This is a genomic window from Halopseudomonas sp. (assembly GCF_047631575.1).
Classification (GTDB): Bacteria; Pseudomonadota; Gammaproteobacteria; order Pseudomonadales; family Pseudomonadaceae; genus Halopseudomonas.
The window spans coordinates 1-21,968 of the sequence record NZ_JBLIAB010000009.1 but is presented as its reverse complement, the minus strand read 5'-3'; the positions used below and the strand labels follow the sequence as shown (position 1 = coordinate 21,968).

The 21,968-nt window shown below is 53.1% G+C and carries 18 protein-coding genes and 4 tRNA genes; all 22 read right to left on the bottom strand.

The annotated features are described in order from the left end of the window. Nucleotides 1–10: 10 nt before the first annotated feature. Nucleotides 11–646, bottom strand: a complete 636-nt coding sequence (gene rplC / locus ACJAXR_RS13695) for a 50S ribosomal protein L3 (protein ID WP_415058832.1) — start codon at nt 644–646, stop codon at nt 11–13. A gap of 93 nt (nt 647–739) precedes the next feature. Further along, a complete protein-coding gene (gene rpsJ / locus ACJAXR_RS13690; protein ID WP_028614853.1) occupies nt 740–1,051 on the bottom strand; it encodes a 30S ribosomal protein S10 in 312 nt (103 codons plus the stop codon). Between the two features lie 157 nt (nt 1,052–1,208). After that, nucleotides 1,209–2,402, bottom strand: a complete 1,194-nt coding sequence (gene tuf, locus ACJAXR_RS13685) for an elongation factor Tu (RefSeq protein ID WP_415058821.1) — start codon at nt 2,400–2,402, stop codon at nt 1,209–1,211. A 33-nt stretch (nt 2,403–2,435) separates the two neighbouring features. Further along, nucleotides 2,436–4,538 (bottom strand): elongation factor G, encoded by a 2,103-nt coding sequence (fusA, locus tag ACJAXR_RS13680; protein WP_415058831.1) that lies wholly within the window; start codon nt 4,536–4,538, stop codon nt 2,436–2,438. A gap of 17 nt (nt 4,539–4,555) precedes the next feature. Next, nucleotides 4,556–5,029, bottom strand: coding sequence for a 30S ribosomal protein S7 (gene rpsG, locus ACJAXR_RS13675; protein ID WP_415058830.1), 474 nt, complete (start codon nt 5,027–5,029; stop codon nt 4,556–4,558). A gap of 98 nt (nt 5,030–5,127) precedes the next feature. Continuing rightward, nucleotides 5,128–5,499 carry a 30S ribosomal protein S12 gene (gene rpsL / locus ACJAXR_RS13670; protein WP_373187641.1) on the bottom strand — a complete coding sequence of 124 codons (372 nt, stop codon included), beginning with the start codon at nt 5,497–5,499 and terminating at the stop codon, nt 5,128–5,130. Nucleotides 5,500–5,644: 145 nt separating this feature from the next. Then, a complete protein-coding gene (rpoC, locus tag ACJAXR_RS13665) occupies nt 5,645–9,844 on the bottom strand; it encodes a DNA-directed RNA polymerase subunit beta' (RefSeq protein ID WP_415058829.1) in 4,200 nt (1,399 codons plus the stop codon). Nucleotides 9,845–9,908: 64 nt separating this feature from the next. After that, nucleotides 9,909–13,979 carry a DNA-directed RNA polymerase subunit beta gene (rpoB, locus tag ACJAXR_RS13660; RefSeq protein ID WP_415058828.1) on the bottom strand — a complete coding sequence of 1,357 codons (4,071 nt, stop codon included), beginning with the start codon at nt 13,977–13,979 and terminating at the stop codon, nt 9,909–9,911. A 216-nt stretch (nt 13,980–14,195) separates the two neighbouring features. Beyond that, a complete protein-coding gene (gene rplL / locus ACJAXR_RS13655) occupies nt 14,196–14,561 on the bottom strand; it encodes a 50S ribosomal protein L7/L12 (RefSeq protein ID WP_415058827.1) in 366 nt (121 codons plus the stop codon). Between the two features lie 78 nt (nt 14,562–14,639). Further along, on the bottom strand, nt 14,640–15,140 hold the full coding sequence (gene rplJ, locus ACJAXR_RS13650) for a 50S ribosomal protein L10 (protein ID WP_415058826.1): 501 nt from the start codon (nt 15,138–15,140) through the stop codon (nt 14,640–14,642). 213 nt (nt 15,141–15,353) lie between these two features. Then, complete coding sequence (gene rplA, locus ACJAXR_RS13645; RefSeq protein ID WP_415058825.1) at nt 15,354–16,049, bottom strand: 50S ribosomal protein L1; 696 nt, start codon at nt 16,047–16,049, stop codon at nt 15,354–15,356. Continuing rightward, the gene (gene rplK, locus ACJAXR_RS13640) at nt 16,050–16,481 is read right to left on the bottom strand and encodes a 50S ribosomal protein L11 (RefSeq protein WP_415058824.1); all 432 of its coding nucleotides are present in this window, start codon (nt 16,479–16,481) and stop codon (nt 16,050–16,052) included. Between the two features lie 114 nt (nt 16,482–16,595). Beyond that, entirely contained in the window at nt 16,596–17,129 is a 534-nt protein-coding gene (gene nusG, locus ACJAXR_RS13635; protein ID WP_415058823.1) for a transcription termination/antitermination protein NusG, read from the bottom strand. Between the two features lie 9 nt (nt 17,130–17,138). Further along, a complete protein-coding gene (gene secE, locus ACJAXR_RS13630; RefSeq protein WP_415058822.1) occupies nt 17,139–17,507 on the bottom strand; it encodes a preprotein translocase subunit SecE in 369 nt (122 codons plus the stop codon). A 40-nt stretch (nt 17,508–17,547) separates the two neighbouring features. Beyond that, nucleotides 17,548–17,623, bottom strand: a tRNA-Trp gene (locus tag ACJAXR_RS13625). 57 nt (nt 17,624–17,680) lie between these two features. Beyond that, nucleotides 17,681–18,874 (bottom strand): elongation factor Tu, encoded by a 1,194-nt coding sequence (gene tuf / locus ACJAXR_RS13620; RefSeq protein ID WP_415058821.1) that lies wholly within the window; start codon nt 18,872–18,874, stop codon nt 17,681–17,683. 84 nt (nt 18,875–18,958) lie between these two features. Beyond that, nucleotides 18,959–19,034: transfer RNA gene (locus ACJAXR_RS13615), tRNA-Thr, on the bottom strand. A gap of 25 nt (nt 19,035–19,059) precedes the next feature. After that, a tRNA-Gly gene (locus ACJAXR_RS13610) sits at nt 19,060–19,133 on the bottom strand. A 23-nt stretch (nt 19,134–19,156) separates the two neighbouring features. Further along, a tRNA-Tyr gene (locus ACJAXR_RS13605) sits at nt 19,157–19,240 on the bottom strand. Nucleotides 19,241–19,391: 151 nt separating this feature from the next. Then, nucleotides 19,392–20,060, bottom strand: a complete 669-nt coding sequence (locus ACJAXR_RS13600) for an SPOR domain-containing protein (RefSeq protein ID WP_415058820.1) — start codon at nt 20,058–20,060, stop codon at nt 19,392–19,394. Continuing rightward, nucleotides 20,060–20,809, bottom strand: a complete 750-nt coding sequence (locus ACJAXR_RS13595; protein ID WP_415058819.1) for a type III pantothenate kinase — start codon at nt 20,807–20,809, stop codon at nt 20,060–20,062. Before ACJAXR_RS13595 ends, ACJAXR_RS13600 begins: the two co-directional genes overlap by 1 nt. After that, nucleotides 20,799–21,776, bottom strand: a complete 978-nt coding sequence (locus tag ACJAXR_RS13590) for a biotin--[acetyl-CoA-carboxylase] ligase (RefSeq protein ID WP_415058818.1) — start codon at nt 21,774–21,776, stop codon at nt 20,799–20,801. Before ACJAXR_RS13590 ends, ACJAXR_RS13595 begins: the two co-directional genes overlap by 11 nt. Nucleotides 21,777–21,968: the final 192 nt, after the last annotated feature.

Sequence of the window (21,968 nt, the reverse complement as noted above, 5' to 3'; positions counted from 1 at the left end):
TAACTCCCCCTTAACCCTTAGCCTTGACAGCCGGGCGGACAATGACGTCGCTACCTGGCGCACCAGGAACAGCACCCCTGATCAGCAGCAGATTACGCTCGGCGTCAACGCGGACAATTTCAAGAGTCTGCACGGTCACTTGTTCAGCACCCATGTGACCAGCCATCTTCTTACCCTTGAATACCCGACCCGGGGTCTGGCACTGGCCGATAGAGCCAGGAACGCGGTGAGATACGGAGTTACCGTGAGTAGCATCCTGCCCACGGAAGTTCCAGCGCTTGATAGTACCGGCGAAGCCCTTACCTTTGGACTGACCGGTCACATCAACGAACTGGCCCGCTTCGAAAATGCTAACAGTAATTTCAGAGCCAGCAGCGAATTCGCCTTCTTCAAAGCGAAATTCACGGACGCGACGGCCAGCCGCGGTGTTGGCTTTGGCAAAGTGCCCGGCCATGGGCTTGCTGACGCGACTAACGCGGCGCTCGCCTACGGTGATCTGAACGGCTTGGTAGCCATCAGTATCAAGGGATTTAACCTGGGTGACGCGGTTAGGCTCAACTTCTACAACCGTAACCGGTATGGATACACCATCTTCAGTGAAAACACGGGTCATCCCGCATTTCCGGCCGACTAAACCAATAGTCATCTTATAAACCTCATGAGTGCACGGGGCTATTACCCGCTATGGCCGCCCATTGCAGGGCGTTACACGACTTATAGCCCCCGTCGTATGGGACTATCAGCCGAGGCTGATCTGAACCTCAACGCCAGCTGCCAGGTCCAGCTTCATCAGCGCATCGACAGTTTTGTCGGTAGGCTGAACGATATCCAGAACCCTTTTATGGGTGCGGATCTCGTACTGATCGCGGGCATCTTTATTGACGTGCGGTGAAACCAGCACTGTAAAACGCTCTTTGCGTGTCGGCAAAGGAATTGGACCACGGACCTGAGCCCCAGTACGTTTCGCGGTATCCACGATTTCCTGGGTTGACTGATCTATCAGGCGGTGGTCAAAAGCCTTTAACCGAATACGAATCTGTTGGTTCTGCATTTGACCAGAAACTCCAAGCTTCAATTCTTCAGAGCTACCCGAAACATCGGGTAGGCCCATCCAAGGGAGGCGCAATTCTACTGACGCGCCTACCCAGTGTCAACCAAAATACAAAAGCCCCCGTCAAACGGAGGCTTTTGCGAATGGCGTCAGACTATCAGGCGATAATCTTGGCAACCACGCCGGCACCAACGGTACGGCCGCCTTCGCGAATCGCGAAGCGCAGACCATCTTCCATGGCGATCGGAGCGATCAAAGTAACGACCAGCTTGACGTTATCGCCAGGCATGACCATCTCAACGCCTTCCGGCAGTTCGCACGAACCGGTCACGTCTGTAGTACGGAAATAGAACTGGGGGCGATAACCCTTGAAGAACGGAGTATGGCGACCGCCTTCATCCTTGCCCAGCACGTACACTTCAGCTTCAAACTGGGTGTGCGGCTTGATAGTGCCCGGCTTGGCGAGGACCTGACCACGCTCTACATCTTCACGCTTGGTACCGCGCAGCAGTACACCAACGTTCTCACCAGCACGGCCTTCGTCGAGCAGCTTGCGGAACATCTCAACACCAGTACAAGTAGTCTTGACGGTGTCCTTGATGCCAACAATCTCAACTTCTTCCTGGATGCGAACGACACCGCGCTCTACACGACCCGTCACTACAGTACCGCGACCGGAAATGGAGAATACGTCTTCGATTGGCATCAGGAACGGCTTGTCGATGGCGCGCTCGGGCTCAGGAATATAGGAATCCAGAACCTCGACTAGCTTCTTGACAGCAGTCACACCCATCTCGTTATCGTCCAGACCCTTAAGGGCCATCAACGCGGAGCCGATGATGATTGGAGTATCGTCGCCAGGGAAGTCGTATGCGCTAAGAAGCTCACGTACTTCCATCTCGACCAGCTCAAGCAATTCATCATCATCAACCATGTCAGCCTTATTCAGGAACACGACGATGTAAGGAACACCAACCTGACGTGACAACAGGATGTGCTCGCGAGTCTGAGGCATAGGGCCGTCAGCTGCAGAGCAAACCAGGATAGCACCGTCCATCTGCGCAGCACCGGTGATCATGTTTTTCACATAGTCAGCGTGGCCGGGGCAATCAACGTGCGCGTAGTGACGAGTCGGAGAATCGTACTCTACGTGCGAGGTGTTGATGGTGATACCACGTGCCTTTTCTTCCGGCGCGTTGTCAATCTGGTCAAAACCACGGGCTTGTCCGCCGTAGGTTTCAGCACAGACTTTGGTCAGAGCCGCTGTCAGAGTGGTCTTGCCATGGTCGACGTGACCGATGGTGCCCACGTTAAGGTGCGGTTTTTTACGTTCAAATTTCTCTTTAGCCACGGTAAATAGCCTCTTTAATTAGCTTGAGTTCAGTTAGCCTTGCTTCTTGATAATTGCTTCGGCAATGTTCTTTGGCGCCTCGGAGTACTTCGAAAATTCCATGGAATAGCTCGCACGCCCTTGGGACATGGAGCGCACATCCGTGGCGTAACCGAACATCTCGCCAAGCGGAACCTCAGCGCGGATCACTTTACCGGAAACGGAATCTTCCATACCTTGTACAATACCGCGACGACGGTTCAAGTCGCCCATGATGTCACCCATATAATCTTCCGGAGTGACCACTTCTACTTTCATCATCGGTTCAAGCAAAACAGCGCCACCTTTTTGGGCCAAATGCTTAGTGGCCATAGAAGCAGCGATCTTGAATGCCATTTCATTCGAATCGACGTCGTGGAAGGAACCGTCGAACAGGGTTGCCTTCAAGTTGAGCAGCGGATAGCCGGCAAGAATACCGTTTTTCATCTGCTCGTCGATGCCTTTCTGCACGGCAGGAACGTATTCCCTCGGCACGGAGCCACCGACTGTTTCATTAACAAAAATCAGATGATCACCGGCCTCGTCAGACGGCTCAAAGCGAATCCACACGTGCCCATATTGGCCTCGACCACCTGACTGACGCACAAACTTACCTTCGATTTCGCACTTATTACGAATCGCTTCACGGTAAGCCACCTGCGGCTTACCTATGTTGGCTTCAACACCAAATTCGCGCTTCATGCGATCAACCAGAATGTCCAGATGCAACTCGCCCATGCCGGAAATAATGGTTTGGCCCGACTCTTCATCGGTACGAACACGGAAGGAAGGATCTTCCTGAGCTAGCTTGCCCAGGGCAACACCCATCTTTTCCTGATCAGCCTTGGTTCTTGGCTCGACAGCTACCGAGATCACCGGCTCTGGAAATTCCATGCGCTCAAGAATGATCGGCTTCTCATGCGAGCACAACGTATCGCCCGTGGTCACATCCTTCATGCCGATCAAGGCAGCTATATCGCCGGCGAGAACTTCCTTGATCTCTTCCCTGGCATTGGCATGCATCTGCACCATGCGCCCGACTCGCTCCTTCTTGCCCTTGACCGAATTTAATACCGAATCGCCGGACTGTAGTACGCCCGAGTAAACCCTAACAAAGGTCAAGGTTCCAACGAATGGGTCAGTCGCAATCTTAAACGCCAAAGCAGAGAAAGGCTCGGAATCATCAGCATGACGCTCATCGACTTTTTCTTCGTCGTCAGGATGCACACCTTTGATAGCAACAACCTGATCAGGCGCAGGAAGATAATCAATTACCGCATCAAGAACCAAAGGAACGCCTTTGTTCTTGAACGAACTGCCACAGACTGCCGGAACAATTTCGCAAGCCAGGGTACGCTGACGCAGACCCGCCTTGATTTCATCGTTCGTCAGCTCCACGCCATCCAGATATTTATTCGTGAAATCTTCATTAGCCTCAGCAGCCGCCTCGACCATCTGCTCCCGATACTTCTTGGCCATGTCGAGCATGTCGGCAGGAATGTCTTCCTCACGGGCAGCCAGACCGCTGTCGTCGTCACTCCAGTACATGGCCTTCATACGCAACAGATCGATTTGCCCTTCGAAGTTCTCTTCAGCACCAATAGCCAACTGAATGACGACCGGTGTATGACCCAGGCGTTTCTTAATCTGTTCGACTACCCGGAGGAAGTCCGCACCCTGACGATCCATCTTGTTGACATAAACAATACGTGGCACACCATACTTATTGGCCTGACGCCATACTGTTTCCGACTGCGGCTCTACGCCCGACGTGCCACAAAATACGACGACAGCACCATCAAGCACACGCAAAGAGCGCTCTACTTCGATGGTGAAGTCGACGTGGCCCGGCGTGTCGATAATATTGACTCGGTGACGACTGTACTGCTTCTCTGAACCTTCCCAGAACGCCGTTGTAGCAGCAGACGTGATAGTAATACCACGCTCCTGCTCCTGCGCCATCCAGTCCATGGTCGCTGCACCATCGTGCACCTCGCCCATCTTGTGGTTGACGCCGGTGTAAAAAAGAATCCGTTCCGTCGTAGTAGTTTTGCCCGCATCAACGTGCGCGACGATACCAATATTACGGTACAGATTAATGGGGGTTACACGAGACAAAATATTCTCCTGGATCGTTAGAAGCGATAGTGGGAGAAGGCTTTGTTGGCTTCAGCCATACGGTGCACATCTTCACGCTTCTTAACGGCGGCGCCCTTGCCTTCAGAGGCATCGACTAACTCACCAGCCAGACGCAGGGCCATGGACTTTTCGCCACGCTTACGGGCAGCGTCAACCAGCCATCGCATCGCAAGAGCGTTACGGCGGGAGGGACGCACTTCAACCGGCACCTGATAGGTGGCACCACCAACACGGCGGGATTTCACTTCCACCAGAGGCGCAATGGCATCGAGCGCACGTTCGAACAGCTCGACTGGATCTTCGGTCTTGGTTCTCTCTTTGACCTTATCCAGCGCACCGTAAACAATGCTTTCGGCAACGGCTTTCTTGCCGCTTTCCATTACGTGGTTCATGAACTTGGCGAGAATCAAGCTGCCGTACTTTGGTTCTGGCAGGATCTCACGTTTTGCTGCTACGCGACGTCTTGGCATGATAAGCCCTCAAACGGTCTTCAGGTTAGCTCAGGACCGTAACCATCTGGTTACACCTGACCTTACTCTTATCGACTTAGGATAAATGAATTCAAAAATTACTTGGGACGTTTGGTGCCGTACTTGGAACGGCCCTGACGACGATCCTTGACACCCGAGGTGTCCAGTGAACCGCGTACAGTGTGATAACGCACACCTGGCAAATCCTTTACACGACCGCCACGGATCAGCACAACGCTGTGTTCCTGGAGGTTGTGGCCTTCACCACCGATGTAGGAAGAAACTTCGTAGCCGTTGGTCAAGCGTACACGGCACACTTTACGCAGAGCCGAGTTCGGCTTCTTCGGTGTGGTCGTGTATACACGGGTGCACACACCACGTCGCTGCGGGCAGTTCTGCAGCGCTGGCACGTCGCTTTTTTCAGCGACGCGCTTACGCGGCTTGCGAACCAGCTGGTTAATTGTCGCCATCTAGCAAAACTCCACTGATGTCTATCAGACATATTAAATAAAAAATGGCAGGGCAAGATCCCCACCAGTTTTAGGGGTACGGAATTCTATAGAGACCGTCCCCGTGCGTCAAGGCTAGCGGCGCCGAAGGGCGCCGCGCTCCCTATCAGTCACTACCCGAATTCAATGCATCGGACAGTGCCTGCTCAATCTCCACCGCACTTACCTTGGCGGGCTTGTCGACCATACGCTGACGCTTGCGCTCAGCGTGATAAGCCAAACCGGTACCTGCCGGGATCAGACGACCCACAACCACGTTCTCTTTCAAGCCGCGCAGATGATCGCTCTTACCAGTAACAGCAGCTTCAGTCAGTACCCGCGTGGTCTCCTGGAAGGAGGCCGCAGAGATGAACGAATCTGTCGACAGCGATGCCTTGGTAATGCCCAACAACACGTGCACGTATTTGGCCGGGAACTTGTCCTGCGAGACCAGGCGCTCATTCTCTTCCAAAGCGTGAGTCAACTCGACCTGATCGCCCTTGATAAAGTTGGAGTCCCCGGTGTCACTGATTTCGACCTTGCGCAACATCTGACGGATAGTCACTTCGATGTGCTTGTCGTTAATTTTCACGCCCTGCAGGCGATATACATCCTGAATCTCGTTAACGATGTACTTAGCCAGCGCACTGACACCCAACAAACGCAGGATATCGTGCGGATTGCTCGGGCCGTCGGAGATAACTTCACCCTTGGTAACCTGCTCACCTTCAAACACGTTCAGGTGGCGCCACTTCGGAATCAGCTCTTCGTATTGCTCGCTACCATCAGTTGGCGTGATCACCAGACGACGCTTTCCTTTAGTTTCCTTACCAAAGGAAATCGTGCCGCTGATTTCCGCGAGGATAGAGGACTCTTTAGGACGACGCGCTTCAAACAGGTCAGCAACGCGCGGCAGACCACCGGTAATGTCACGTGTCTTGGATGTTTCCTGGGGAATACGGGCAACAACATCACCTACGTTCACCTTGGCTCCATCAGACAGGTTGACCAGCGCGTTTGCTGGCAGGAAGTACTGAGCCGGCACGTCAGTACCTGGCAGCAGCAGCTCTTTACCATTGTCGTCAACCAGCTTTACTGCTGGACGGATGTCCTTACCGGCTGCCGGACGATCCTTGGCATCCATTACTTCCAGGTTGGTCAGACCAGTCAGCTCATCAGCAGTCCGCTTGATGGTGATGTTCTCTTCCATACCAAAGAAGGCCATGGTGCCGGAAATTTCCGTCACGATGGGGTGAGTGTGCGGATCCCACTTGGCAACAACTTGGCCAGCGGTAACCTTCTCACCCTCTTTAATTGAAATAACCGCGCCGTAGGGGAGCTTGTAACGCTCACGCTCGCGACCAAACTCATCGGCCAGAGCCAGCTCACCGGAACGCGATACGGCAACCAGGCAGCCATCGGCACGCTCAACGTGCTTAAGGTTGTGCAGGCGGATAACACCCGCCGCCTTAACCTGCACGCTATCTGCTGCTGAAGTCCGGCTGGCCGCACCACCAATGTGGAACGTACGCATGGTCAGCTGGGTTCCCGGCTCACCAATCGACTGGGCAGCGATAACACCAACCGCTTCACCGATGTTGATCAAGTGACCACGAGCAAGGTCGCGACCGTAACAGGTACGGCAAACACCATAGCGGGTAATACAGCTGATCGGCGAGCGAACGATAACTTCGTCGACGCTGTTCAGCTCAAGGAACTCGACCCATCTTTCGTCAACCAGAGTGCCACCGGGTACAATCACTTCGTCGGTACCAGGTTTGATCACGTCACGGGCAATAGTACGGCCCAATACGCGCTCACCTAGCGGCTCAACGATGTCACCACCCTCAATGTGCGGCGACATAACCAGGCCACGATCAGTGCCGCAATCGGTTTCGGTGATCACAAGATCCTGGGCAACGTCGACCAGTCGACGGGTCAGATAACCGGAGTTAGCGGTCTTCAGTGCGGTATCAGCCAGACCCTTACGTGCGCCGTGTGTTGAGATGAAGTACTGAAGTACGTTCAAGCCTTCACGGAAGTTGGCGGTAATCGGCGTTTCAATAATCGAACCGTCCGGCTTGGCCATCAAACCCCGCATACCTGCCAACTGACGAATCTGCGCGGCGGAACCGCGCGCGCCCGAGTCAGCCATCATATACATTGAGTTGAATGACTCCTGCTCTACTTCTTTACCGTTGCGATCCAGCACCCGAGTAGACTTCAGGTTGTCCATCATTGCCTTGGAGATCTCGTCGTTGGCCTTGGACCACAAGTCGATCACCTTGTTGTATTTCTCACCCTGAGTCACCAGACCCGAGGCGTACTGATTTTCGATCTCTTTCACTTCTTCGGTAGCTGCATCGATGATGTGCGCTTTCTCATCGGGAATGACGAAGTCGTTCACACCGATTGAAGCACCGGAAATAGTGGAATAAGCAAAACCGGCATACATCAACTGGTCAGCGAAGATCACAGTTTCCTTCAAGCCAACCACGCGATAACACTGGTTGATCAGCTTAGAGATCGCCTTCTTCTTTAGCGGCTGGTCGACCAGCTCGTAGGGCAGACCCTTGGGTAAGATTTGATAAAGCAGGGCGCGGCCCACTGTCGTATCAACGATACGGATTTCGGTCGTCCAGCTTTCATCCTTGTGCTTAATGGTCTCGCTGATGCGCACTTTGACCAGAGCATGCAGATCTGCTTGGCCGCTGCGATAAGCCATTTCGACTTCATTAACGTCGGTGAAGCGCATACCCTCGCCTTTGGCGTTGATACGTGTCCGAGTCATGTAGTACAAGCCCAATACCACGTCCTGCGAGGGCACAATGATCGGCTCGCCACTGGCAGGCGACAAAATATTGTTGGTCGACATCATAAGCGCACGCGCTTCCAACTGAGCCTCGAGGGTCAGCGGGACGTGAACAGCCATCTGGTCACCGTCGAAGTCAGCGTTGTAGGCAGCGCAGACCAGCGGGTGCAGCTGGATGGCCTTGCCTTCAATCAGAACCGGCTCGAATGCTTGGATACCCAGACGGTGAAGTGTCGGTGCACGGTTCAGTAGTACGGGGTGCTCACGGATCACGTCCGCGAGAATATCCCATACTTCCGGAAGCTCACGCTCGACCATCTTTTTCGCGGCCTTGATAGTGGTCGCTAGACCACGGTGCTCCAGCTTGCCGAAGATGAAAGGCTTGAACAGCTCGAGGGCCATTTTCTTAGGCAGACCGCACTGGTGCAGACGCAAAGTCGGACCCACCACGATCACGGAACGTCCAGAGTAGTCGACGCGCTTGCCGAGCAGGTTCTGACGGAAACGGCCTTGCTTGCCCTTGATCATATCGGCCAGGGACTTCAGCGGACGCTTGTTGGTGCCGGTGATGGCACGGCCACGACGGCCATTGTCCAGCAGGGCATCAACCGACTCCTGCAGCATACGCTTTTCGTTGCGCACTATGATGTCAGGCGCGGACAGATCCAGCAGACGCTTCAAACGGTTGTTACGGTTGATAACACGGCGGTACAGATCGTTCAAATCAGAGGTCGCAAAGCGCCCACCGTCCAACGGAACCAGAGGGCGCAGGTCCGGCGGCAATACAGGCAGAACTGTCATGACCATCCATTCGGGCTTGTTTCCCGAACCGTGAAAGGCTTCCATCAGTTTCAAGCGCTTTGACAACTTCTTGATCTTGGTTTCCGAAGTAGTCTGCGGAATCTCTTCACGTAGCACTGCGATCTCATGGACCAAATCCATTGCGGTAAGCAGTTCGAAAATCGCCTCGGCGCCCATGCGAGCATCAAAGTCATCACCAAACTCTTCAAGCGCCTCGAAATACTGTTCATCATTGAGCAGCTGACCCTTTTCCAGAGTCGTCATACCCGGCTCGATGACCAGATAAGATTCGAAATAAAGCACACGCTCTATATCGCGAAGAGTCATATCTAGCAGCAAGCCAATACGCGATGGCAGCGACTTCAAAAACCAGATGTGTGCAACAGGAGAAGCTAATTCGATATGACCCATGCGCTCACGACGGACTTTAGCTAGGGCGACTTCCACACCGCACTTCTCGCAGATCACGCCACGGTGCTTAAGCCGCTTGTACTTGCCGCACAGGCATTCGTAATCCTTGACCGGGCCAAAAATCTTGGCACAGAAGAGGCCGTCACGCTCTGGCTTGAACGTACGGTAATTAATGGTTTCTGGCTTTTTGACTTCGCCATATGACCAGGACCGGATCAACTCCGGTGATGCCAAGCCGATTCGCAGGGAATCAAACTCTTCAATCTGTCCCTGGGACTTGAGCAGGTTCAGTAGATCTTTCAAGGCCTATACTCCTCGCAGTGTCTCGGGGCGGAATATATCCCCCCGAGACATGGGCAGTTGGTGGTTAATCAGATTCCAGTTCGATATCGATACCCAGCGAACGAATTTCCTTGATCAACACGTTGAAGGATTCAGGCATACCCGCCTCCATCCGGTGATCACCGTCCACGATGTTTTTGTACATCTTGGTCCGGCCGTTCACGTCGTCCGACTTAACAGTCAACATTTCTTGCAAGGTGTAGGCCGCGCCGTATGCTTCCAGAGCCCAGACCTCCATCTCACCAAAACGCTGACCACCAAACTGCGCCTTACCACCCAACGGCTGCTGTGTTACCAGACTGTACGAACCGGTGGAACGAGCATGCATCTTGTCGTCGACCAGGTGGTTCAGTTTGAGCATGTACATATAACCGACCGTCACCGGGCGATCAAAGGTGTTTCCAGTACGACCATCGACCAACATCATCTGCCCAGTTTCGGGCAAATCGGCCAGACGTAACATGTGCTTGATTTCGTGTTCCTTGGCCCCGTCAAATACCGCCGTTGCCATGGGCACACCACCACGCAGGTTGTTTGCCAGATCGATAATTTCCTGGTCGTTCAGCTCGTCCAGTTTTTCCTGGCGACCGCCGACCTTGTTGTAGATCTCATCTAGGAATACCCGTAACTCGGCAACCTTGCGCTGATCTTCCAACATGCGGTTGATCTTCTCTCCCAGCCCTTTGGCCGCTAGGCCCAGGTGCGTTTCAAGAATCTGACCGACGTTCATACGCGAAGGCACACCCAGCGGGTTAAGTACGATATCCACCGGCGTACCAAACTCGTCATGGGGCATGTCTTCGATCGGCATGATGACCGAGATAACACCCTTGTTACCGTGACGACCAGCCATCTTGTCGCCTGGTTGTATACGACGCTTGATAGCAAGGTAAACCTTGACGATCTTCAGTACACCAGGAGCAAGATCATCGCCCTGCTGCAGCTTGCGCTTCTTGTCTTCAAACTTGTCGTCCAACACCTTGCGACGATCAGACAAATACGCCTGCGCCATTTCCAACTGCTCATTCTGACTGTCTTCGCTCATGCGAAGCTTGAACCACTGACCGTGCTCAATGCCGTCCAATGCTTCGTCAGTCAGCTTCGCGCCCTTCTTCAGGCCAGCACCACCTTCGACTGCTTGACCGACCAACGCAGCACGCAAGCGCTCAAAGGTAGCCACTTCGACAATACGGAACTCTTCCTGAAGATCCTTGCGAATCTCATCAAGCTGCTCTTTTTCAATCGCCAAGGCACGGGAGTCGCGCTCGACGCCATCACGGATGAAGACCTGAACATCAATGACAGTACCCTTGGTGCCTGTGGGCACGCGCAGGGAGGTGTCCTTAACATCGGACGCCTTTTCACCAAAGATGGCTCGCAAGAGCTTCTCCTCAGGCGTCAGCTGGGTTTCACCCTTGGGAGTAACCTTACCGACCAGAATATCACCTGGACCCACTTCAGCACCGACGTACACCACGCCAGCCTCATCAAGCTTACCTAGCGCCGACTCACCTACATTGGGAATATCGGAAGTAATCTCCTCCGCCCCTAGCTTGGTGTCCCGCGAAACACAGGTCAGCTCTTGTATGTGAATAGTGGTGAAGCGATCTTCCTGCACTACGCGTTCGGAAACCAGAATCGAGTCTTCGAAGTTGTAACCATTCCAAGGCATGAAGGCAACGCGCATGTTCTGGCCTAGGGCCAACTCACCCATGTCGACGGACGAACCGTCGGCAAGGATGTCATTGCGCGCGATCACATCACCTTTCTTTACCAGGGGACGCTGATTGATACAGGTATTCTGGTTGGACCGGGTGTACTTGGTCATCGCATAGATATCGACGCCCGCTTCGCCCGTTTCAATTTCGTCATCTGCAACACGCACCACGATACGGCTAGCATCGACAGAATCGATTACACCGCCACGGCGTGCGGTAACGCAAACACCAGAATCACGCGCAACATTTCGCTCCATCCCGGTACCAACCAACGGCTTTTCCGCACGCAAGGTCGGAACCGCTTGACGCTGCATGTTCGAACCCATAAGGGCGCGGTTAGCATCGTCGTGCTCGAGGAAAGGAATCAGCGATGCTGCCACTGATACTACCTGACGAGGTGAAACGTCCATTAGCGTCACTTCATGCGGCGCCTTGACGGTAAATTCATTCTGGTGACGGACAGCAACCAAATCGTCGGTTAACTTGCCATCCTCAACCGTGGCACTCGCCTGAGCAATAACATGATCGGATTCTTCGATCGCTGACAGGAAAATAATCTCGTCAGTAACCTGAGCCTCACGAACGCGGCGATAGGGGCTTTCGAGAAAGCCGTATTTGTTGGTACGTGCATAGGTTGCCAGCGAGTTGATCAGACCAATATTAGGGCCTTCAGGTGTTTCGATCGGGCATACACGACCATAATGCGTAGGGTGAACGTCACGCACTTCAAAGCCGGCACGCTCCCGGGTAAGACCGCCTGGCCCAAGCGCCGATACACGGCGTTTGTGGGTAATCTCGGACAGTGGATTGTTCTGATCCATGAACTGGGAAAGCTGACTGGAACCAAAGAACTCTTTCACTGCAGCCGCAACGGGCTTAGCGTTGATCAAATCCTGGGGCATCAAGCCTTCGCTTTCGGCCATAGACAGGCGCTCTTTGACCGCGCGCTCAACACGTACCAAGCCAACACGGAACTGGTTCTCGGCCATCTCGCCAACAGAACGCACACGACGGTTACCCAGGTGATCAATATCATCAACCACGCCTTTACCGTTTCGGATATCAACCAAAGTCTTGAGGACTTCGATGATGTCTTCCTTGCTCAGCACGCCGGCGCCTTCAATCTCGTCGCGGCCGATACGGCGGTTGAACTTCATTCGGCCAACAGCAGAAAGATCGTAACGGTCGCCGCTGAAGAACAGGTTACCAAACAGGGTCTCGGCTGCATCCTTGGTTGGCGGCTCGCCGGGACGCATCATGCGATAGATTTCCACCAACGCTTCTAACTGGGTGGAGGTCCCATCAATGCGCAGCGTATCGGAAATAAACGGACCACAGTCGATATCGTTTGTGTAGAGGGTCTCTAACCGCGCAATCTCAGCCTTCTGCAGCTTGAGAATGAGGTCGGCAGTAATCTCGACGTTACACTCGACAATGATCTCGCCAGTAGCGGGATGCACGACTGGCTTGGCAATGGTACGACCAAGAATATAATCATAGGGCACTTCGAGACTATCGATCCCTGCTTTTTCAAGCTGGGTGATATGCCGTGCAGTGATACGGCGTCCTTTTTCAACGATGACCTTGCCCTTGTTATCTTTGATATCAAAGGTGGCAATCTCACCGCGCAAACGATGAGGTACGAGTTCTAGCTGGAGGTTTTCACCCTTCACTTCAAACACGTTAGTGTCGTAAAAAATATCCAGCACTTCGTCGGTCTGGAAGCCAAGAGCACGAAGCAAGACTGTGGCCGGCAACTTACGGCGTCGATCGATACGAACGAAGACCGCATCCTTCGGATCAAACTCAAAATCCAACCATGAGCCACGGTAAGGAATCACGCGGGCCGAATACAACAACTTACCGGAGCTGTGCGTCTTGCCACGATCGTGATCGAAGAACACACCCGGACTACGGTGCAACTGAGAAACAATGACACGTTCCGTACCGTTGATCACGAAGGTACCGTTTTCGGTCATCAGAGGGATCTCCCCCATATAGACTTCCTGCTCCTTGATGTCTTTGATCGCCTTGTTCGACGATTCACGATCAAAGATGATCAGGCGCACTTTCACGCGCAGTGGGACCGCATAGGTCACACCACGTGAGACACATTCTTTGACGTCAAAGGCAGGATCACCCAGACGATAACCTACATATTCGAGTGCCGCATTACCGGAGTAGCTGATAATGGGGAACACAGATTTGAAGGCCGCATGCAGACCGATATCACGAACCTGCTCCTTCGGCATGTCCGATTGCAGGAATTCCCGATAGGAATCCAGCTGAATCGCCAGCAAATAGGGCACATCCATCACATGCGGCAGTTTGCCAAAGTCCTTGCGGATACGTTTTTTCTCAGTATATGAGTAAGCCATCAGCGTTCCCCAGCTTGGTCACCTGCTTGATTGGTCCTCCCCTGCGGGGAAAACCAGAAAATGCTTGCAAGTCCTACGCCTTGCTCACCCCTCGGGGTGCCTCTCCGTCAACAGCTTCACAGAAGCCAATCAGAACGGAAAAAGGCCGGTGGCACACAGGCCACCAGCCATCAATCTGACCGTTAAATCAGACTGTCGACACAAGGTCGCGCAAGCTTACTTGAGCTCAACCTTGGCACCGGCATCTTCCAGAGTCTTCTTGGCAGCTTCTGCCTCGTCCTTAGATACGCCTTCCTTGATGTTGCCAGGAGCGCCATCAACCAGTGCTTTGGCTTCTTTCAGGCCTAGACCGGTCAGCTCGCGAACAGCCTTGATCACGTTGACTTTCTTCTCACCGGTTTCGGTCAGAACAACGTTAAACTCGGTCTGCTCTTCAGCAACAGCAGCAACAGCGGCAGCGGGACCAGAAGCAGCAGCAGCAGAAACACCGAACTTTTCTTCCATTGCCTGGATCAGTTCAACTACCTGCATAACGGTCATTTCTGATACGGCGTTCATGATGTCTTCGTTAGTCAAAGCCATGACTCAAATTCCTGTAATAGTGGACGACCTCGAGGCCGTCAAAATAGGGTGTGCGACAGCAAGAAAGTAAAGCGCTTATTAAGCAGCTTCGGCTTCTTTTTGATCGCGAACAGCAGCCAAGGTACGAACGAACTTGCTGGTAACGCCTTGAATCACGCTCATCAGCTGGCTTATAGCCTCGTCGTAAGTCGGCAGCGTAGCCAAAATGTCGATCTGTGATGCTGCAAGGAAGTTGCCTTCAAAGGCTGCAGCCTTGATCTCGAATGCGCTCTGACTCTTTGCAAACTCCTTGAACAAACGGGCAGCTGCACCGGGATGTTCATTGGAAAAGCCAATAAGAGTCGGACCTGTAAAGACGTCGTTGAGGCACTCATACTGAGTACCTTCAACAGCGCGGCGCATCAGTGTGTTACGCACAACGCGCAATGTCACACCAGCTTCGCGCGCATCTCTGCGCAGACTAGTCATAGCAGCAACGCTCACGCCGCGGGCATCAGCCACAACAGCGGAGAGCGCACCTTTGGCAGCTTCGTTGACTTCAGCGACGATGGCTTTCTTGTCTTCGAGCTTAATTGCCACGGGTTTTACTCCTGGATATACCATTAATCGCCCGAGGGCGACGTGTCTTGGTGTCTGATCCAGCCTGCACTGAATCGGGAGCACCATCTGCGTAGGCTTGAAGAAACACTTCTTCTATTTGGGGCTTTCGCCACCTACGGTCTTGGATAGCCCCCGCGATACGGCAGGGACCCCAATAAGAGACGCTCCGCTTGAAAGCAGAGCGCCGTTAAATCAGATAGTCAGGGACGCGTGATCGATCTCGATACCCGGACCCATAGTAGTGCTTAGGGTCACGCGCTGAAGATAGATACCCTTGGACGTGGAAGGCTTGGCCTTCTTCAAATCGCTAATCAGGGCTTCAACGTTTTCCTTTAGTTTGACTGCGTCAAATCCAACTTTACCAACCGAACAATGAATGATGCCATTCTTGTCTGTGCGATAGCGAACTTGGCCAGCTTTGGCGTTTTTCACAGCGGTGCCAACATCGGCAGCAACAGTACCTACTTTGGGATTTGGCATCAGGCCACGGGGACCCAGCAATTGACCTAACTGGCCAACAACACGCATTGCGTCTGGGGATGCAATGACCACATCGTAATTGAGATCGCCGGCCTTCATTTCAGCGGCCAAGTCATCCATACCAACGCGATCAGCGCCGGCTGCCAGAGCAGCTTCTGCATTGGCACCCTGAGTAAATACAGCAACGCGAACAGTTTTGCCTGTACCGTGTGGCAACAAAGTGGCACCACGCACAACCTGATCGGATTTACGCGGATCTACACCGAGGTTTACGGATACATCAACAGACTCGACAAATTTGACGCTGGACACTTCGGCCAACAGAGTGGCGGCGTCTTCAAAGGCATAAGCCTTATTGGCCTGTACTTTCTCGTTGATTGCTTTTTGACGCTTGCTCAACTTAGCCATTTACACACCCTCCACAGTAAGGCCCATACTACGCGCGGAGCCGGCGATGGTACGCACAGCGGCGTCCATATCGGCAGCTGTCAGATCCGCCTTCTTGATAATGGCGATCTCTTCCAGTTGGGCACGAGTTACAGTGCCTACTTTCTGGGTGTTCGGGCGAGCGGAGCCACCCTTCAGGCCAGCAGCCTTGAGCAGAAGGATCGCTGCAGGCGTACTCTTTGTTTCGAATGTGAAACTACGATCACTGTAAACCGTAATGATCACTGGAGTTGGCAGGCCAGGCTCCATACCCTGAGTCTTGGCGTTAAACGCCTTGCAGAACTCCATGATATTCACGCCGTGCTGACCCAGCGCCGGACCAACTGGCGGACTTGGGTTAGCTTGACCAGCTTTTACCTGCAGCTTGATGTAAGCATTAATTTTCTTAGCCATGTTTCTCTCTCCATTGGGTAGTAGCGCCTTACGGCTCCCCGGTTCAACACATCATACTGACAACAAAACCCCGCAGTGCCCAAGGCTCTGCAGGGTTCAGGAGGACGCGGGCTATCAGCCCTTTTCTACCTGGCCGAACTCAAGCTCGACAGGGGTAGGACGACCGAAGATCAGAACAGCCACCTGAACACGGCTCTTCTCATAATTAACTTCTTCTACCACACCGTTAAAGTCGGCGAAGGGACCATCTGTGACCCTGACAACTTCACCAGGTTCAAACAACGTCTTAGGCTTGGGCTTGTCAGTACCTTCAGCAACCCGGCGCAAAATAATATCCGCTTCTTTGTCGGTAATAGGAGCCGGCTTGTCTGCCGTGCCGCCGATGAAGCCAAGCACGCGGGTAGTGTCTTTAACGAGGTGCCAACTGCCCTCATTCATTTCCATCTGGACCAACACATAACCAGGAAAAAACTTGCGCTCGCTCTTGCGCTTCTGTCCATTGCGCATTTCCACCACTTCTTCGATGGGCACAAGGATTTCGCCGAACAGCTCTTCCATCCCGGCCAGCTTGATACGCTCATGAAGAGAACGCATGACTTGCTTTTCGTAGCCTGAAAAGGCATGCACTACGTACCAACGCTTAGACACGGATCACCCTTAACCAATGAACTGAGAAATGATCCAACCCAGAAGAGTATCAAGCCCCCACAAAATCAGAGCCATTACCAATACAACCGCTACAACAATAAGCGTTGTCTGAGTCGTTTCCGGACGGGTTGGCCAAACCACTTTACGTATTTCGATTCGCGCTTCTTTCAAGAGCGCCCAAAAAGCCTTGCCTTTGGATGTCTGCAGCGCTACATAGCCTGCAACCAAACCCAGCACAACCAGTGCTAGGGCGCGATACAAAACAGGTTCCGCGGCAAAATAATGGTTTCCATAAACGCCAGCGACAACAATAATCGCCACAACGATCCACTTGGGTATATCTAGGCGGTCGTCGTAAAGCTCAGCTTTGGTGCTCATGAATCATTAAATCCTGTTTTGGTAGCCAGAAAATGAAATCTGGCAGGCCAGGAGGGAATCGAACCCCCAACCTGCGGTTTTGGAGACCGCCGCTCTGCCAATTGAGCTACTGGCCTGTAATCGCAGTCGAGCCGGTAATAGTACCGGCCCGACAGTTCAAGATCAAATGCTAATTAAGCGATAATCTTGGCAACCACGCCGGCACCAACGGTACGGCCGCCTTCGCGAATCGCGAAGCGCAGACCATCTTCCATGGCGATCGGAGCGATCAAAGTAACGACCAGCTTGACGTTATCGCCAGGCATGACCATCTCAACGCCTTCCGGCAGTTCGCACGAACCGGTCACGTCTGTAGTACGGAAATAGAACTGGGGGCGATAACCCTTGAAGAACGGAGTATGGCGACCGCCTTCATCCTTGCCCAGCACGTACACTTCAGCTTCAAACTGGGTGTGCGGCTTGATAGTGCCCGGCTTGGCGAGGACCTGACCACGCTCTACATCTTCACGCTTGGTACCGCGCAGCAGTACACCAACGTTCTCACCAGCACGGCCTTCGTCGAGCAGCTTGCGGAACATCTCAACACCAGTACAAGTAGTCTTGACGGTGTCCTTGATGCCAACAATCTCAACTTCTTCCTGGATGCGAACGACACCGCGCTCTACACGACCCGTCACTACAGTACCGCGACCGGAAATGGAGAATACGTCTTCGATTGGCATCAGGAACGGCTTGTCGATGGCGCGCTCGGGCTCAGGAATATAGGAATCCAGAACCTCGACTAGCTTCTTGACAGCAGTCACACCCATCTCGTTATCGTCCAGACCCTTAAGGGCCATCAACGCGGAGCCGATGATGATTGGAGTATCGTCGCCAGGGAAGTCGTATGCGCTAAGAAGCTCACGTACTTCCATCTCGACCAGCTCAAGCAATTCATCATCATCAACCATGTCAGCCTTATTCAGGAACACGACGATGTAAGGAACACCAACCTGACGTGACAACAGGATGTGCTCGCGAGTCTGAGGCATAGGGCCGTCAGCTGCAGAGCAAACCAGGATAGCACCGTCCATCTGCGCAGCACCGGTGATCATGTTTTTCACATAGTCAGCGTGGCCGGGGCAATCAACGTGCGCGTAGTGACGAGTCGGAGAATCGTACTCTACGTGCGAGGTGTTGATGGTGATACCACGTGCCTTTTCTTCCGGCGCGTTGTCAATCTGGTCAAAACCACGGGCTTGTCCGCCGTAGGTTTCAGCACAGACTTTGGTCAGAGCCGCTGTCAGAGTGGTCTTGCCATGGTCGACGTGACCGATGGTGCCCACGTTAAGGTGCGGTTTTTTACGTTCAAACTTCTCTTTAGCCATCGAGAGACCCCTTATTCGTGAGTACAATGCGCGCGTCACGCGACCATTAATGAAAAAGCAGATATTCTCATATCCGCCCTATACTGGAGCTCATGAGCGGAATTGAACCGCTGACCTCACCCTTACCAAGGGTGTGCTCTACCAGCTGAGCTACATGAGCATACAGGCTTGTTGCAGCGCCAGATTGGAGCGGGTAGCGGGAATCGAACCCGCACCATCAGCTTGGAAGGCTGAGGTTCTACCTTTGAACTATACCCGCCGAACACTGGCTGTTGCGAAATCTGGTGGAGGGAGAAGGATTCGAACCTTCGAAGCTTTCGCGTCAGATTTACAGTCTGATCCCTTTGACCGCTCGGGAACCCCTCCGTAAAAGAGGCGCCATTCTCTTCACTTGGCGCCACCCTGTCAACACATTTATTAGTAAAAACCGTTACTTGTGCGCTTAAAGGGTTGTGCACCGCCAACTTTTCCAAAGGATATGATTAGCAATGCGGCGCATAGCATAGGTGATGAAGCCTTAGTTCGCAACGGCCTGGCACGGATCAAACTGATGTTGAAGCCCGGGAAAGCTTTCGCGAAGCCTGGCAAGCATTGGCTGATTAACCAGCCTTCTTGCACTAGCATCCACTTGAACCAGGTATTCGCTGGTGATTTTTTCCAGCATTTCAATCTCAACTGGGTAACCCATTGCCTGCAATTGAGCTTGACGCGCCATGGCGTTATTTTCACGACCGAATACCCCAAGGGATATATTGCCGGCGAGATCGCCTCGCGTAATGAGGAAACTGTCTATGCCTTCCGCCTGCAAAAGACCCAAGCGAGAAAGAGCGGCGCCCTCATCACCCCTGACCGGATAGACCAGCCAGTAATCAAGCGTACCGGACACATCCCGGACGATTACTTTAGATTCTACAGACAATGCCAAGAGCCGCTGCCGAAGCTGCTCCGCCTTATCGCGTGACTGAAAAACGCCCAGATTAACGCATAGACTAGTTTTTACCTGCGCTGAACCTAGCTCTGGATCTTTTCGCTCCAGCATTGAAGATGAAGACTCTGCGACAACGTCGAGCTGCTCCAACGATGTATCCGCAACGTCATATAGCGCCTGAACTGCCTTGTCGTCCTGCAGTTGCCACAGCGCATAGAGTACGTTGAGTAGCAAAAGGAAAAGAAATACGGAACGCATCAGCTGTCTCCAAGCGGGCAGGCAATAGCCAGCCCCTCAAAAACTAGGTCACTGATTACTTCACACTCACCAGGCAGAGCCTCTGACATACGCTCCGCATCGCCACCTGTGAGCAAAACTATCATGTCATCCCCAAGCAGTTGATGGGCAATGCGTCGCTGCTCACGAACAAATCCCGCCAGCATCAGATCACATCCAAACTCCACCGCTTCAGCCGTGTTGTTCCCCGGTTTTGGTAGAAGCAGGTCTCCTAGCAAGCTTTCATCGTAACGGATAAGACGCGTATGCCGCTTCAACCCGCTCCTCAGCAGCTTACTACCTGGCGCGATATAACCACCGAGATGCTGGCCTCCAGCGTCAACGAAATCAACCGTGATCGCGGTTCCAAGATCGATGATGACGCAGGCGCGGCGACAACGATTATAAGCTGCCACCAAAGCAAGCCAGCGATCCATTCCAAGCCGGGTATAGTCAGCATAACCGTTGCGCACACCCGCCAGACAGAGACTGCCTTTCGCCAGCATTGGATGTAACTTCAACCAGCTCGACAATTGATTCATGACTACCTGGGTCTCTTCTGGCGAACGGACACTGACCAATCGACATGCGTGAATATCACGCTCTTGCCCGCCCAGTAACAACTGCAGCTCTACCAGATCCGGCGCCATGTCCCTGTCGCGTACTCTTCCTTCACGATCAATCAGACGCCATTTGATCAGTGTATTTCCACAATCAAGCTCAAGAAGCATTGTGTTTCCTCAAGCTGACTTCGCCTCCACTCGCCAGCTTCACGCCGTCAACTGTCTTAAGCTTAAGAGAACCCCGCTCGTTCACGCCACAATGCTCACCAGAAATAACATTACTCCCGGAAATAACATCTACAAACTGACCAAGCCAGGCATCACGTTGTTGCCAACCAGATATAAATGGCTCGAAGCCACGTTGCCGAAATAACTGAACAGCCGTCAGGAGATTTTCAGCAAAGGTGGCAATCAAAATATTCCTGTTCAGCTCACCAGAATGCGATGACAGTACAAGAGAGGTCCAGGCCTGATTTATTGGATCGACAGCGGTTTCACGCATCAATACATTAACCCCTACCCCTATGATTACAACACAGTCTGACGTCAGGTCGCCTACAATCTCGATAAGGATGCCCGCAACCTTTTTACCCTCGATCAGCACATCGTTAGGCCATTTGAGCTCAGCTCCGTGGTGTCCGCACGCCTCCAGCGTTTCAACCAGTACAATCCCCACAACCAGACTGAGTCCTTCCAGACCCTGCGCCCCCGTTTCAAAGGGCTCCGTAATACTCATATAGATATTCTGCGCGAATGGACTAACCCAGGTTCGTCCACGCCTGCCGCGCCCTGCTGTTTGTTGCTCGCTGACACACACAAGCGGCCTCTGCCCGCCAGAGACCATTAGTCGCTGCGCCTCGGCATTCGTAGAGTCCAGCTCCTTGTACACATGCCACGACCAGTAATCCACACAGACGCTTGGTAGCTCGGCTTTTATAGCAGACGCATCTAGCAGCACAGCACCACGCGGTATTCGATAACCCTTGCCACGCACACGCTGTATCGGAAACCCCTGCTCCTCAAGCGGGCTGAGCACCTTCCATACGGCGGCACGGCTAACGCCTAACGCAGCACCAAGCGCTTCACCGGAGTGAAAACGCCCATCAGACATCAAGTTGAGTAAAGAGCTGAGCATGAATATTAAATTGGCCGTTTAAATTGAAGATGCATGATAACGCCGCAGCACGGCAGAATGAATGAGGAATGTGTTTTGACTGCACAAAGTAAAACCCCGACCTGTTTCCAGATCGGGGTTTTGGTATAGCGCTTGACGATGACCTACTCTCACATGAGGAAACCTCACACTACCATCGGCGATGCATCGTTT

Excerpts from the sequence above, each read along its gene's own strand:
- rplC (WP_415058832.1), bottom strand. The coding sequence starts at position 646 with ATGACTATTGGTTTAGTCGGCCGGAAATGCGGGATGACCCGTGTTTTC.
- rpsJ (WP_028614853.1), bottom strand. The coding sequence starts at position 1,051 with ATGCAGAACCAACAGATTCGTATTCGGTTAAAGGCTTTTGACCACCGC.
- rpsG (WP_415058830.1), bottom strand. The coding sequence starts at position 5,029 with ATGCCAAGACGTCGCGTAGCAGCAAAACGTGAGATCCTGCCAGAACCA.
- rpsL (WP_373187641.1), bottom strand. The coding sequence starts at position 5,499 with ATGGCGACAATTAACCAGCTGGTTCGCAAGCCGCGTAAGCGCGTCGCT.
- rpoB (WP_415058828.1), bottom strand. The coding sequence starts at position 13,979 with ATGGCTTACTCATATACTGAGAAAAAACGTATCCGCAAGGACTTTGGC.
- rplL (WP_415058827.1), bottom strand. The coding sequence starts at position 14,561 with ATGGCTTTGACTAACGAAGACATCATGAACGCCGTATCAGAAATGACC.
- rplA (WP_415058825.1), bottom strand. The coding sequence starts at position 16,049 with ATGGCTAAGTTGAGCAAGCGTCAAAAAGCAATCAACGAGAAAGTACAG.
- rplK (WP_415058824.1), bottom strand. The coding sequence starts at position 16,481 with ATGGCTAAGAAAATTAATGCTTACATCAAGCTGCAGGTAAAAGCTGGT.
- secE (WP_415058822.1), bottom strand. The coding sequence starts at position 17,507 with ATGAGCACCAAAGCTGAGCTTTACGACGACCGCCTAGATATACCCAAG.
- tuf (WP_415058821.1), bottom strand. The coding sequence starts at position 18,874 with ATGGCTAAAGAGAAGTTTGAACGTAAAAAACCGCACCTTAACGTGGGC.
- ACJAXR_RS13600 (WP_415058820.1), bottom strand. The coding sequence starts at position 20,060 with ATGCGTTCCGTATTTCTTTTCCTTTTGCTACTCAACGTACTCTATGCG.
- ACJAXR_RS13595 (WP_415058819.1), bottom strand. The coding sequence starts at position 20,809 with ATGCTTCTTGAGCTTGATTGTGGAAATACACTGATCAAATGGCGTCTG.
- ACJAXR_RS13590 (WP_415058818.1), bottom strand. The coding sequence starts at position 21,776 with ATGCTCAGCTCTTTACTCAACTTGATGTCTGATGGGCGTTTTCACTCC.